Here is a 15,009-nt window from a genome sequence, read left to right as displayed (position 1 = left end):
TCTCGATTCAGCGCGCGATGAATAAGGGCAAAAATAATTCGCGCATTAACGACAGGCGTTAATACGCGGGTTAACTGGCGTCAGTTCTGAATGATATCAAGGGTGTGGGACTGTCCGTCATCCAACAGCGGAATGGAATCGTCCGCGAGGAGGAGGCCATCCAGCGTGGCCTGATATGGCCCGACGCCACGTGAGACGGTAATACGATACTGACTCTCGCGGTATTGATAGGTCAAGGTAAAAGAGGGCCAGCTGTCAGGCAGCAGCGCGTGAACGGTGAAGGACGTCGCGCCGCGTTTTATCCCCAGCAGTTCCTCTGTCAGCAGACGATATGCCCAGCCCGCTGAACCGGTATACCAGCTCCACCCGGCCCGGCCGGTATGCGGGGCGACACTGTAGACATCCGCACTCATGACATAGGGCTCCGCCTTATATTTTTCCACGCCATCGGCATCCAGCGCGTGGTTTATCGGATTGATCATCGACCACAGCTGCCACGCGCGTTCTGCGTTCCCCATTCGGGCAAACGCCATCACCGCCCAGATAGCGCCGTGAGTATACTGCCCTCCGTTTTCCCGCACGCCGGGCAGGTAGCCCTGAATGTAGCCCGGATTAGGGCCGTGGCCGTCGAACGGCGGGGTTAAGAGTTTGATTAATCCACCCTCGTTATCCACCAGGTACTTATCCAGCGCCTGCATCGCCAGGTCGCTGTGCGCCCGGCTGACCGCGCCAGAGAGTACCGACCAGCTCTGGGCAATGGCATCAATCCGGCAGTCCTGCGCAGCTTTTGACCCCAGGGGGGTCCCATCGTCAAAATATCCTCGTCGGTACCATTCACCGTCCCATGCGGAGGCGTCGAGACTGTTTTGCAAACGCAGCGCCTCGCGACGACACAGGGACGCGACAGCGTCATCCTGCCGCCGATCGGCAAGGGAAGCGAAGCGTTGTAAAATATCGTACAGGAAGAAGCCCAGCCAGACGCTTTCACCTTTACCCTCAATGCCAACCCGGTTCATCCCGTCATTCCAGTCCCCCGCGCCCATCAGCGGGAGACCGTGCTGTCCGGACTGTAATCCGTGCTCAATGGCTTTGACGCAGTGTAACCAGAGCGTCTCTTCGCTACTGCTCTGGACCGGGGTATCGTAGACCGACTCTTCGCCAGCGGGGAGCGGGCGCCCCTGTAGATAAGGGATATTCAGGTCCAGTATTTCCGGGTCGCCGATCGTTTCGACATAGTGACAGACGGCAAACGGGAGCCAGAGGTAGTCATCAGAACAACGTGTCCGTACGCCGTTACCGTGCGGGGGATGCCACCAGTGCTGCACATCTCCTTCAATAAACTGCCGGGAGGCGCAGAGTACAATTTGTTCACGCATTTTTTCCGGCGCGGCGTGGCTGAGAGCCAGCGTATCCTGCAGCTGATCGCGAAAACCAAATGCGCCGCCGGATTGATAGTAGCCGCTACGTGCCATAAGGCGACAGGCCATCGTCTGATACAGCAGCCAGCCGTTGACCAGTAAATTCACGGTGGTATCCGGCGTCGTCACCACGATTTTATCGAGCGCGTTATGCCAGTAGCGGTGAACATGGTTCAGTTCCTGACGGACGGTATCTTCATTCAGATAGCGGGCCAGGGTCTCCTGAGCCCGGCTATGGTTTTCTTCCGCGCCAAGGACGAAGATAAACGTCCGCTGATCGCCATCAATTAAGGTCGCTGCGGATTGTACTGCGGCGCAGGGATCCAGGCCGGCGCCTGTTTTACCCGAGAGCCTGCGCAGTGCCATCGCCTGCGGATTTTGCAATGAGCCATTGCGTCCAATAAACTCGCGGCGGTCGCCGGTCAGCGAGCAGTAAGAACCGCTGACGGCAAAGAATGCCGTGCGCTCGCCGCCGTTAGCGCCGTAAAAATTATTGGCCATCACCCCGCAACCAGCGGAATGGTTGACGGGATACGTCACGATATGGGAGGCGGTGCGGGTTCGTAAATCTCCGAGCGTCCATTCAGCATAGCCGGTGACCGACAGTTTACGTGTTCGCCCCGAGTTGTTGCTGAGCGTCAGGATCGCCAGTTTAACCGCAGCCTGTTCGGCGACCAGTACCGTCAGCTCACTGTCTATACCGCTCTCGCGATGGGAAAACACGCTGTAGCCAAACCCGTGGCGGGTGAGGTAATCACCGTGCCCGCGAACCGGCAATACCGTCGGCGACCAGCATGCGCCGCTCTCTTCATCGCGCAGATAAAAGGCTTCGCCGCTGCGGTCGCTTACCGGATCGTTCTCCCACGGCGTTAACCGGTACTCATGAGCATTCTCATACCAGCTGTAGGCTTGCCCCGCCTCCGAGATAACGCTGCCAAAACCGGGATTAGCCAGTACATTTGACCACGGCGCTGGCGTCGGCTGGTTTTCGCTGAGGACAATCTGATACTCCCGACCATCTTCTGAAAAACCTCCGAACCCGTTGAAGTGGCGTAACTTATCGCTATCCGGTGTCCAGTCGACGTGGTGGTTTTTCTGTGCCACCGCGTGGGCAATGAATAAGCGGGTCGGCGGGGTTAACGTATGAATGCGCTGGTTAAGCTGTTCACTGAGTCCGCCTGCGCGATCATCAAGATACAAACAGGCCACGCTCATCAGAAGCTGCTTATCTTCGGCGGAGAGATGTTCGCCATTACGGACAAAAATGCCGCCCGACTTATCCAGCAGGCTGGCTCCTGAGCGGGCATAAATTAAATCCATTATCTGGTTCTGCAGGATCTGCTGATAGCCGCCGGGACTCTCATTGAGGATCACCAAATCAACCTCCAGCCCTTTCTGACGCCAGTATCGGTGCGCCTGTACCAGGGTGGTGACCGAGGCGATACTCTCTTCGCTGGTGATGCTGAGCAGCACTATCGGCAGATCGCCTGAAATGGCCCAGCCCCACAGGCCGGACTGGCCTCGCCGGTTACGGCTGATAATCTGGCCGTCGGCCCGCAGTTCCTGACAGGGATACAGCACCGCGCTGGCGAGACGGTTAAACAGCGTGGCATCATCTTCACTGGCATTCATCTGGCGTAATACCACCAGGCTATGGGACCACGCCAGCTCAAAGATACGGTCAGCAATGGGGTGATCTCGATATTTTTCCAGTAACGCCAGACTTTGCTGGCGGCTTTCGCCGATGCCATACACGATATCAACCGTGACCGGTTGTCCCGGCAGCAGGGTAATCGCGTGGCGTATCGCCAGAATCGGATCCAGTACCGCGCCTGAGGTATTGCTGAGTGCGCCACTTTTCCCGGCGGTCTGCGCATCTGAAGGGGTTTTGCCGCGACCCAGAAACAGGGCTCTGTCAGTTTCAAACGAGATACTCTTACTGCTGTTACCATGCACAACCACCATGTGCAGCATGCAGGGGGTTTGTTCATCCGGCGAGCGCGGGCGGCGATGACACAGGATCGCGTCACGATCGGGGTTAATCTCCGTCTGAATAAACAAGTTGCTGAATGCCGGATGCGCCCGATCGCTGGCATCAGGGGCCAGCACCACTTCGCAATAGGTTGTCAGTTCAAGCTCTCGGGGCAAGCGTCCTCTGTGTACCAGGGTGAGCCGCCGCAGTTCAATATCATCTTCCGGAGAGACCACAATCTGAGTTCTGACGCTCAGCGATCCGAAAGTACGGCGGAACTCAGCGCCGGCATCGGTAAAGATCGCTTCGTCGCCGCCATCGGCATCTGTGCCGACAGGATGCCAGGTATTGCTCCAGACTTCGTCCGTTTGCGCATCGCGGATATAGCAGAATGCTCCCCAGTTATCCCGGGTCGTATCGCTGCGCCAGCGCGTGAGGGCAAGATTGTTCCAGCGGCTGTAACCGCCGCCGCCAGGGGTCAGCATCAGATGGTAATGGCCGTTGGACAACAGCTGCACTTCAGGGACCGGGGTATCTGCTCCGCTGAAAATACGCGGTTCATAGCGAACCGGTTTGACCCTCCCTTCATGGGATTCGAAATGACGGCGCGGGCTGTAAAGATCGACCGCATCCGGGACGCGTTCCTGCAACAACAGGCTCGCCGAGCGGAAGGCGGTACTGGACATGAATCGCTCTGTCATCGGGGCGTTGAGCAGCACGTGAGCCAGCGCCTGAAATGCCATCCCCTGATGATGCGCCATCCAGGACTGAACGATGGCATACAGTTGCCCGGTTGCGAGGCGGGAGGGAGTATAGTCCAGCGCTTCATAAAAACCGTATTCGCCGCGCGCGCCGTTTTTTTCCAGACTGAGCAAATTGTCGCAGGCTTTGTGTGGGGAGACCATGAGAGCCAGCAGCGTTGCGTACGGGGCGATCACCATATCATCGGCCAGACCTCGCCGCAGACCGAGGCCCGGTACGCCAAATGCCTGGTACTGATAATTGTGCTGAACATCAAAAGCATGATAGCCGGACTCCGAGACCCCCCAGGGCACGCCACGCTCTTTGCCCCAGTGTATCTGACGTTTCACCGCTGACTGGCTCATCTCATCAAGAAGAGAGCCGGGCCAGGTGGGCATCACCAGATTCGGCATCAGGTATTCAAACATCGAACCGCTCCATGACATCAGCGCGGTTTCATGATCAATGGTGGTGAACAACCGTCCCAGGGCATACCAGCTTTTTAACGGTAGCTGATTCGTCGCGATGGCGAGAAAACTGGTCAGGCGGATTTCAGAGGGCAGCAGATCGTAATGGCTTTTATCCGCGGTATTGGTATCACAGTTATAGCCGACGCTGAGCAGACAGGTTGCTTCGCTGTACAGAAACGCAAAATCCATTCTCGCATGATCGTTCAGACGCTGTTCAAGTTCAGTGATAATCTTCAGCCGCATGCGGGCCAGCGCCGTAACCGATGCCGGAGGCGTTCCTTCGCCGCGATAGCTCGCGCCGGCGAGCCAGCTCAGCGTCGGTAGCTGCGGTTGGTTATACGCCTGGGGTAACCAGCCCAGTAGATGCGACCATTCATGGCACAGCTGCACCAGCTGATGTTCAAGGTGCGCTGTCCAGCGCACCACCAGCGGGTTTTCCTGAGCACACTGTGTCGTCAGATGGTTACACTGAGCGCGCATTTTCTTCAGTTCGCCGAACAGCTGCCCCGCGGGCAACGATACCGCGTTAAGGCAGTGTTTGCGCAGCAGTCGCAGACCGGTTGGCGCGTTTTGGCCCCAGTATTTTTCCAGAATAATCAGCGTGTCGTTCAGCCCCGCCAGCAGCTGCTCGCTGTTCAACACCGGCTGATAACGCATCGCGGACAGGCCTTCGCGTAATGTCAGTAAATGACCCGCCATATTGCCGCTGTCAACGCTTGAGACATAGCGTGGGTTGAGGGGCGCGAGCGTGCGGGTGTCATACCAGTTAAAGAGGTGGCCGCGGAAGTGTTCCATTTTATCCAGCGAGTCGAGCGTCAGCGTCACGCGTTGCAAAACCTCACCCCCGGGCAGGTAGCCAAAATCCCAGGCGGTCAGGTTGGCCATCAGGGAGAGCCCGATATTGGTGGGGGAGGTGCGATGTGCGACGGTGGGCTGCGGTATTTCCTGATAATTATCCGGGGGAAGCCAGTTTTCTTTTGCCGTGGCAAAGGTCTCAAAGAAGGCCCAGATTTCGCGGCTCGTCTGACGCAGCAGCTGCTTCTGGTCCGCATTCAGTGATACCGTCCTACGCGCAGGCTGGCGGCTTAACCAGCGCATCATCAGCGGCGCCAGACACCACAGAATCGTGACGGGCAGGGCGATAGCCAGCAGCGGTGGGGTAAAATGATACGTCATCATCGTCAGGGCGACCCCGGTGACCACATTGAGCCACATCGCCCGATAAAAACGCAGCACCGAAAGGTTGGACTGCGGGCTGTCCGGCGCGTGGCTGGCCCACTGGATGAGATTGCGCTGACTGATACCAAGACGCCAGAGCGTCACGGCAATGGCATAGCATGAATATCCGGCCTCGTGCGGCAGTATCACAAAATTGAGTGCAATACGGGAGAGCCGCTTCAGCGCTCCGGCGGCGACAAGCGGAAGATGTAGCCGCAACGGGCGACGAGAGGGTTTATGAAGAAGGTCGTGAAGAATACTCAGGGCTGCGGGCAATAACCACACCAGCGTCAGCGCGCCAAGCCAGTAGAGCGGATTGGGAACCCAGAGCAGGGAACAAAAAAGAAGTACCAGTAAAGAGGGGGCGACCAGGCTACGGCGTAAATTATCAAATAACTTCCACCAGGAGAGCGGGGATAACGGATTTTTATCCCGCGTTCCATCCGCTTTTCTGACGTACGGGCAGAGCCAGTTAAGCAGCTGCCAGTCGCCACGGATCCAGCGCATACGACGCGCAACGTCTGACAGATAGTTGTTTGGGTATTGTTCGTAGAGTAAAACTTCACTGAGTAGCCCGGACCGGGCATAGCACCCTTCGAGTAAGTCATGGCTGAGAACCAGATTTTCCGGGCAGGCGTTGGCTGTGGCCTGGACAAAGATATCGACGTCATAAATCCCTTTGCCAACGAACGACCCTTCGCCGAAGAGATCCTGATAGATGTCCGAAGACATCATTGAATAGGGATTATTACCCGGTACGCTGCTGCGCAGGGCAGCATAGCGCCCCTGTCCGTTGCGCGGCATCTCCTCTGCCAGTCCGGGCTGCAAAATACCATACCCTTTGACGACTCTCTGTCGCAGCGGATCATACACGGGCTGGTTCAGCGGGTGCGCCATGGTGGCCACCAGTTTATGTGCGGTGTCGCGCGGCAAAACCGTATCGCTGTCCAGGGTTATGACATATTTAATCGGGCCCGGCAGCTGGTGCGCGGGCAGCCCGGCGACACTGGAAAACTGTGTTGCCGGGTGGCGCAACCAGTTGTTCAACAATGCCAGTTTTCCCCGCTTACGTTCATGCCCCATCCAGGTTTCCTGCGCCGGAACCCATTCAGGCTGTCGGTGCAGAAGATAAAAGCGTGGGCGGCTGGCTGGATAACGTCGGTTAAGCGCCTCTGTTTCCGAGATGGCCTGCCTGAGCAGCAGGGCGTTTTCTGGCGGATTTTCAACTGTTGAATCAGCAAAATCGGTGAGAAGAGCGAAGCGGAGGTGTTCATTCTGATTGCCCAGCCAGCATACTTCGAGACTAGTGAGGAGCTGGCTGATGCCTGCGTGGCTGGTCAGCATACAGGGGATCACGACCATCGTCGCACAGTCAGCGGGAATCCCCGCTGAAAAATCCATTCGTGGCAAAGGGCGGGGAATGCGAAAACGGGTGGTCGCTTCGCTTAGTAGATCGCTAATTAACTGGCTGACCGCCACAATAAGCGGTAAAGCCAAAAGTATCAGTATCCAGCCCATTCCCTGTTGCGCTGTGGCGTGCAGGATTCCGGCCGTAACGGCTGTCGTCAACAGGCTGAGACTGCCGAGCCATGACAACAAGGGGATTTTGTTGAAACTGTGGCGCAGCCGGATAAGTCCAGGGGTGTCAGCGCAGAGTTGCACTTCCAGCTGCTCGCGGCCTTCACCTGCCAGATAATAACCCACATGATATCCCGGCGTGGCGGGCGCGTTTTCCAGAGAAAGCGCCAGCACCCGGCTGGCAACCTCTGGCTCGCTGAACCGACTGTCTCTGGCCAGAATCTCGATGACATGCCGGTAATGATCCCGGGTATCAAAGTGCATCCGGGAATAGGTAGCGGCCGGGTCAAGACGCAATGTCTGTTCCACAACGCTGATCGTCTCGGCAAAATCGGCCCAGTTTGTTTCGCTCAGCAAACGTAAACCTGCGATGCTGTTGCTGACAGAAAGCTGGCTGGCGGCAAGCTGTTGATTGAAGCGGTGAATGAGAACCTCGGTCGTCACGCCCTGTTCAGCAAGGCGCTGGTCCACCCAGGTCAACGGCAGCGCCAGCGCATTGCCATGACCCTGCAGGCGGCGGACCAGTTCTGCGACAAACGCACTGCTGAGCGGCGGGCGGGCGCGCGCCATGTCGGCCACCACCATGATTAAATCGGCGGGCGTATTCTCCGCACATTCGAAAATCCGCGTGAGCCATGTGTCCGCCAGGCTGCGCTCTTGCTGCGCTTTTACTACTTCGATACTGACACGCCGCAGGTTTTCGATCAGCGACAGACGCAGCATGCCCGGTAAAGCCCAGACCTCGCCTAACGTCAGCGGCGTCACCTGCTGATAGGCGGCGATATAGCTGGTGAGACTGGCTACGTCCCAGCGTCCGTCTCCGTGGGCAATCGCTTCAGAGGCGATATCGTAAATGCGCGGGCACTGGTGGGGTGAAATCAGGGCGGGGAGACCTTTGCCAAAGCTTTTCGGCAAGTGCTGGCGGACAATACGAATTTGCTCCTCAATCAGGTAATAATTATCAAGAAGCCACTCGCCTGCGGGCATGATACTCGATTTTTTCCCGGCATTGAGCGCATAACAGTTATGGGTGATCACGGCCTCGTTGTCCCCAAGCCGCTTGAGAAGATAGTAAGGCAGTTTGTCCGGCGACAGCTTATGAGTATGCGCCAGTTTCTGGCCGTAACGTTCCATCTGGAGGGCCGAAAACAGTTCTGGCCGCAGACTATTTTCACCGGTCGGGTCGTTGGCCGGGAAGGGTTCCCGTCCAGGGATTTTCGTAAAGGGATGAGCGCGGCTAAACCATGCTCGGGGATTCATTTTCATAGCGTTGCTCTGATGCGACATTAACGCGCAGGAGCAGTTGCGAAATCAGTTCAGAAACGTTCTCTCAGGATGGGCGTGAGGCATCAGGGATTTAACAGCTGCCGGTCTTTATTCAGTATAGAACACGGGGTTTAAGTGGGTCGGTGTATGAAGCTGGCTAGCGTGTCGGGACAAAAATAGCCTTGCATCCAGGGCACAGCATGGCCTGTTTTAAGCGAATCTTAGAGGTGGACTGGGTTGATGATAAGCCACAGACGGGGCAGGTGATTGTGGAGGTCGAGGCACCCCCGATGAACTTCATTGCGTAATCGAGAAAAGACATGATGATTAACCTTTCAATGAATGTGTTTCAGTGTACCACGTATGGCTAAAATTTAATCTGTTTAATGTGTGGCCCTGCCCGGTATGGATGATTTCTGAAGCCGGCCTGGCTACCGCATTGTTTTTAATCTCCTGATTGCCGCCGGGCCGACAGCTCTCTCATCTGCCGTCGTCACAAGCAAAAACCATGACATCAGCCGCCGGACGCTGGTGCGGTGTGTGACGTTGTCACGTAAAGCGAGACGGGCCTGGCTGCAATATCAAGACCTGAAACGGCTAAATCTGGCGACACATCAATACGTTGCGGAATCAATTAAAAAGAGATCGCGCTATTTATGGGTGAGATTAGGTGATAAAAGCGGGAGTGGGAGCAGGTTTTGGCGCGCTTAAATGGCGGCAAAGAGCCTGCAACAGGTCATGGGAAACAGGAGTAACCCATTGCTTTTACTGAGAATAGAGGCTTAACGGCAATTGTTTCTTATAAGTACGTAAAAGTTAATGAATTTTTCAGGAAAGGTCGTTATGTTGTCGGCATCACAGTTTTGTTAAGGGTTTAACATGCGCGATAAATACACTGGCCTGCAAATAGGTATCCACTGGCTGGTCTTTTTATTGGTGGTTGGCGCCTATGCCACCATGGAGCTTCGCGGTTTTTTCCCCCGCAGCGACCGTCCGCTCATTAATATGATTCACGTTTCCTGCGGGGTGGCCATTCTCGTGTTGATGGTTGCGCGCCTGCTGGTCCGACTGAAGTCCCCGGCGCCGCCGATTGTACCGAAACCGTCACCGATGATGACCGGTTTTGCCCATCTGGGGCATCTGATTATCTATCTGCTGTTTATCGCCCAGCCGATCGTTGGACTGGTGATGATGTATTACCGTGGCAATCCGTGGTTTGCCTTCGGCCTGACCATGCCGTTTGCGGCGCAAAGTCAGTTTGAGCTGGTGGATACGCTGAAGGGCGTACATAGCCTGCTGGCGAATACCGGTTACTTTATCATCGGCGCGCACGCGCTGGCCGCGCTGCTGCACCACTATCTGTGGAAAGATAATACGCTGCTGCGCATGATGCCACGTAAGCGCTAATCACTCCCGATCTCCTGACCCCGCCGCCGAGCGGGTTTTTTTTTATTCCTTCCGCTGCCGGTTGTGGTAGATCTGATACGGACTGAGGAAAAAGGAGTCCAACATGAAAGTCAGACTTGCCGTGCCGGATGAGGCACCTGCGCTATGGAACATCCGCAATCAGGCCATTCGCAACGGCTGTCGTGAGAGCTACGCAGCCGCGGTCCTCAAGGCCTGGACGCCGGATACGATGCCGGAAGGGTATCGCCATGCGGTGCGCGACAATCCCTTTTTTGTCGTTGAGGAAGAGAGCGGGCGCCCGGTGGCGACCGGCTTTCTTGATCTCCGCGCGGCCAGCGTGGAAGCCATCTTTACGTTGCCCGAATGGGGCGGAAAAGGTTGCGCCGGAATGATTTTGACGACCATTATCGCCGAAGCGCGGCGGCGGAATCTCCCGCGCCTGACGCTGGAAGCGACGCCGAATGCGGCCGGGTTTTATCTGCGCCATGGTTTTGTCGCCGTGCGCGAAAAGCTGCTGCCGTCAAAGCTGGCGAAGGCGGATTTACGCTGCGTGGAAATGGCGCTCCGGCTCAGCTAACCGCCACGGCTCGCCGCCGTGCTACGGTATAACGCGGCGTTTCAGTTTGCCACTTTGCTTAATAAAATATAGTATACCCCCCTATATAATATTGAGGGCGTCATCGTGCCACATTCACCTGAAGACAAAAAACGCGCGCTCAGCCGCGTACGTCGCATTCGCGGGCAGGTTGAAGCCCTGGAAAGGGCGCTGGAGTCCGGCGAGTCCTGCATGTCGATTTTGCAGCAGATTGCCTCCATCCGCGGGGCGACCAACGGCCTGATGGGTGAAATGGTAGAAATCCACCTTCAGGACGAGCTGGTCAGCGGCGAAACAACCCCGGATCAGCGAGCGGCCAGAATGGCGGAAGTCGGTCATCTGCTACGATCTTATTTAAAATAAATCATCACGAAGGAAGAGACGGTTATGAAATCACGTGCAGCTGTCGCGTTTGGCCCCGGCCAGCCGCTGAAGATTGTTGAAATTGATGTTGCTCCGCCGAAAAAAGGCGAAGTGCTGGTCAAAATTACCCACACCGGCGTCTGCCATACCGACGCGTTTACGCTCTCCGGTGACGATCCGGAAGGGGTGTTCCCGGCCGTGCTGGGTCATGAAGGCGGCGGTATCGTGGTCGAAGTTGGCGAAGGCGTCACCAGCCTGCAGCCTGGCGATCACGTTATCCCGCTGTATACCGCAGAGTGCCGCGAGTGCAAATTCTGTAAATCCGGTAAAACTAACCTCTGCCAGGCAGTACGTGCCACCCAGGGGAAAGGTCTGATGCCGGATGGCACCACCCGTTTCTCCTATAACGGCGAGCCGGTTTACCACTATATGGGCACCAGCACCTTCAGCGAATACACCGTGGTAGCCGAAATTTCACTGGCGAAGGTGAACCCGCAGGCGCCGCTGGATAAAGTCTGTCTGCTGGGCTGCGGCGTGACCACCGGTATCGGTGCCGTGCACAATACCGCGAAGGTCAAAGAGGGCGATACCGTGGCGGTCTTCGGCCTCGGCGGGATTGGTCTGGCGGTTATCCAGGGGGCGGTGCAGGCGAAAGCCGGGCGCATTCTGGCGGTTGATACCAACCCGGAAAAATTCACCCTCGCCAAAGAGATGGGGGCGACCGATTTTATCAACCCGAATGATTATGATAAGCCGGTTCAGGATGTGATCGTTGAGCTCACCGATGGCGGCGTGGACTTCAGCTTCGAATGTATTGGCAACGTCAACGTGATGCGTGCGGCGCTCGAGTGCTGCCATAAAGGCTGGGGCGAAAGCGTGATTATCGGCGTGGCCGGTGCGGGCCAGGAGATCAAAACCCGTCCGTTCCAGCTGGTGACCGGGCGCGTATGGCGCGGTTCGGCATTCGGTGGAGTGAAAGGGCGTACCCAGCTGCCGGGTATGGTTGAAGACGCGATGGCCGGTAAAATCGACCTCGATCCGTTTATCACCCACCGCCTGCCGCTGGAGCAGATTAACGAAGCTTTTGATTTGATGCATGAGGGGAAATCGATTCGGACCGTCATTCATTTCGGCGAGAATTGATTTTCAGACCAAAAATAACCCGGGCTTGCCCGGGTTATTGCTAAAGAGTGGTGACTCTCACCGCAGATTTTCCTACCCGTGTCGCCACCACTGCCGTTCGCGATGCCTCCATCCAGGACCCTTAGGGTGGTGATAAAATGGTTTAGCGAATGCGCGGGTTTCGTCGGGTGGCGCCTGGCCCGACCGACAAAGCGCTGTTTCCGGCAGACCTGCGCAGGCGTTGCTCCCGGCAGGCCCGCGCAAGCGTAGCGCCGCCGGGCACATTGCCCAGGCTCGCACATTGCCAGTAAACAGGGCCCCGTTTGGGGCCCTGACGTTTACTTCTGTTCCGGTAACGCGTAGGCGATGATGTAATCGCCGCGATCCGGAGACTGACGAGCGCCGCCGGCGTTGATGATAATGTACTGTTTGCCGGTTTTCGGCGAAACGTAGGTCATCGGGCCGGACTGACTGCCCACCGGCAGACGAGATTTCCAGATCTCCTTACCGTTGGCGGTATCAAACGCGCGCAGGTAGAAGTCCTGAGTCCCGGCGAAGAACAGCAGACCGGACTGGGTCGACAGCGATGCGCCCAGCGTCGGCATCCCGATGGGGATAGGCATATGCATGCGAATACCCAGCGGGCCAGTATCTTCAACGGTCCCTACCGGCACCTGCCACACCAGTTTACCGCTCTTCAGATCCACCGCGGACATGGTACCGAACGGCGGTTTCTGGCACGGAATACCCAGCGGCGACAGGAAGCGTTCACGCATTGCGCCGAACGGCGTCCCTTCCATCGGCACAATCCCCATCTCGATGCCGCTGGCATCTTTGGCGACTTTTTCACGCGGAACCATATAGTTTGCCAGGCCAAGGCGCATATCGTTGACGAACATCAGGCTGTTGTTCGGATCCACCGAGACGCTGCCCCAGTTCATGCCGCCCAGCGAACCCGGATACTGTAGCGAGCGGTCTTCGCCCGGCGGGGTGAAGATACCCTGATGGCGCATGGCTTTGAAGGCGATTCGGCACATCAGCAGGTCCACCGGCGTCGCCCCCCACATATCCGACTCTTTCAGCGTGTCATTGCCAATCATTGGCATGCCCACGGAGTAGGGCTGCGTCGGAGAGTAACGTTCGCCTTTAATCGTCCCGGCCGGAACCGGACGCTCTTCCACTTTCGCTACCGGTTCCCCGGTCGCGCGGTTGAGCATAAAGATCATCCCCTGCTTGCTGGTCTGCACCAGCACCGGCGTGGTGCCGCCTTTCCCGTCGGGAAGGTCGTACAGCAGCGGTTGTGACGGCAGGTCGAAGTCCCACAGATCGTGGTGGGTGGTCTGGTAGTGCCAGCGTACCTGGCCGGTCGTGGCATCAACGGCGACGATCGAGGAGCTGTATTTGTCATCCAGCGCGGTTCGTTCACCGCCGAAGAAGTCCGGGGTGGCGTTGCCGGTTGGCAGATAGATCAGGTTCAGCTTCGCGTCATAGGACATCGCCGACCAGACGTTTGGCGTGCCGCGGGTGTAGGTCTGGCCTTCCGGCGGCAGGCCGGTCAGGCCCGGATTACCCGGATCCCACGCCCAGGCCAGTTTACCGGTGTGGACATCATAGGCGCGGACCACGCCGGGAGGCTCGCCGGTGGAGAAGTTATCCGCCACGCGGCCGCCGACAACGACGACGTTACCGGCAACCAGCGGGGTGGAGGTTTGCTGATAGTAGCCCGGTTTGATTTCACCCATTCCGACGCTCAGATCGACGATACCGCGATCGCCGAAAGTCTCACAGGTTTTGCCGGTATCGGCGTCAATCGCGATCAGACGGGCATCGGTGGTCGGCAGGAACAGACGGCGGGCGCAGGCGGCAGGCTGAACGTCACCTGCAGCGGCGGCCTGGGCCTGGCTGTCTTCGTAATAGCCGAGGCCGCGGCAGCGCTGCCAGTTTGGCGCGGTGGCTTTTGAATCATAGCGCCACTTTTCCTTTCCGCTATCGACATCCAGCGCCAGCACTTTGCTGTACGGCGTACAGACATACAGCGTATCGCCGATTTGCAGCGGGGTGTTCTGGTCTTCCGCGCCGGAACCGTTGCTTTGCGGGATATCGCCGGTATGGGCGACCCAGGCAACCTGCAGCTGGTTGACGTTCTGTTTGTTAATCTGGTCGAGGGCGGCGAAGCGGTCGCCGTGGGTGGTGTTACCCCAGTGCTCCCAGTTCTTCTGCTGTTCACCCGGGGCAACCGGTTTTACCGGTACGGCTTCCGTAGCGCTGACCAGCGGCTGTGATTTGAACATCCAGCCAAAGCTGGCGGCCAGCACCACGGCCAGCACCGCGGCCAGGCCAAACGCCGGGCCTTTCTTCGCCGGCGGGGCCGAAAGATAGGGCCAGACCAGCGCTGAGAGCAGCGCCAGCGCGCCGAACGCGAACAGGCGCGAGAACAGCGGCCAGTAGGTCCAGCCGGCATCGCCGATCGCCCAGACTACAGAGGCGATGAACGCGATGGCATACAGCACAATACCGGCGCGACGATTGCGGAAGATAAGCACGGCGGCGATAACCATCACCAGACCCATGATTGCGAAATAGAGGGTACCGCCCAGCGTGGCGAGCTTGACCCCAAGAATACCGATAGCCAGGCCGATGATGAGCATCAGCCCGGCGAGAAGCCACTGCAGGATCCGGGGGAATCCTCGCGGCACGTTGCCAGTTGCCATTTTGTCTCCTTAAACCATCCGTTCTCAGATGCGAACCAAATGAATCAAAAAATACAGGGGTGCTTTTGAGTGAAGTGGAATGCGCCTTCATGTTGGCGGTATTCACAAGTTACGTTGATTTCGAATGAACCATTTGGTGAAATCGCGA

General features: G+C 57.5%; 7 protein-coding genes. 4 read left to right on the top strand and 3 right to left on the bottom strand.

Annotated elements, in window-relative coordinates; all coding sequences use genetic code 11:
• Positions 1-80 precede the first annotated feature (80 nt).
• The gene (locus DSD31_RS13940) at positions 81-8,663 is read right to left on the bottom strand and encodes a glycoside hydrolase family 94 protein (RefSeq protein WP_113991398.1); all 8,583 of its coding nucleotides are present in this window, start codon (positions 8,661-8,663) and stop codon (positions 81-83) included.
• A 157-nt stretch (positions 8,664-8,820) separates the two neighbouring features.
• Complete coding sequence (locus tag DSD31_RS26455; protein WP_230132545.1) at positions 8,821-8,964, bottom strand: YnfU family zinc-binding protein; 144 nt, start codon at positions 8,962-8,964, stop codon at positions 8,821-8,823.
• 578 nt (positions 8,965-9,542) lie between these two features.
• On the opposite strand from DSD31_RS26455, the gene cybB reads away from it, so the two are divergent.
• The 4 genes from cybB to DSD31_RS13920 all read left to right on the top strand — a co-directional run bounded on the left by cybB (position 9,543) and on the right by DSD31_RS13920 (position 12,171).
• Positions 9,543-10,070, top strand: coding sequence for a cytochrome b561 (gene cybB, locus DSD31_RS13935; protein ID WP_004861420.1), 528 nt, complete (start codon positions 9,543-9,545; stop codon positions 10,068-10,070).
• Positions 10,071-10,173: 103 nt separating this feature from the next.
• On the top strand, positions 10,174-10,647 hold the full coding sequence (locus DSD31_RS13930) for a GNAT family N-acetyltransferase (RefSeq protein ID WP_032717375.1): 474 nt from the start codon (positions 10,174-10,176) through the stop codon (positions 10,645-10,647).
• 105 nt (positions 10,648-10,752) lie between these two features.
• A complete protein-coding gene (locus DSD31_RS13925) occupies positions 10,753-11,028 on the top strand; it encodes a metal/formaldehyde-sensitive transcriptional repressor (protein WP_004861424.1) in 276 nt (91 codons plus the stop codon).
• Between the two features lie 24 nt (positions 11,029-11,052).
• Entirely contained in the window at positions 11,053-12,171 is a 1,119-nt protein-coding gene (locus DSD31_RS13920) for an S-(hydroxymethyl)glutathione dehydrogenase/class III alcohol dehydrogenase (protein WP_015584439.1), read from the top strand.
• A 317-nt stretch (positions 12,172-12,488) separates the two neighbouring features.
• Here the strand turns inward: DSD31_RS13920 and DSD31_RS13915 are convergent, their stop codons facing one another.
• On the bottom strand, positions 12,489-14,861 hold the full coding sequence (locus tag DSD31_RS13915; protein ID WP_032717379.1) for a membrane-bound PQQ-dependent dehydrogenase, glucose/quinate/shikimate family: 2,373 nt from the start codon (positions 14,859-14,861) through the stop codon (positions 12,489-12,491).
• Positions 14,862-15,009 lie beyond the last annotated feature (148 nt).

Source organism: Klebsiella sp. X13, assembly GCF_003323835.1.
Classification (GTDB): Bacteria; Pseudomonadota; Gammaproteobacteria; order Enterobacterales; family Enterobacteriaceae; genus Klebsiella; species Klebsiella ornithinolytica.
Note: the sequence above shows the minus strand (reverse complement) of the source record. Positions and strands in the feature narration are given on the sequence as shown.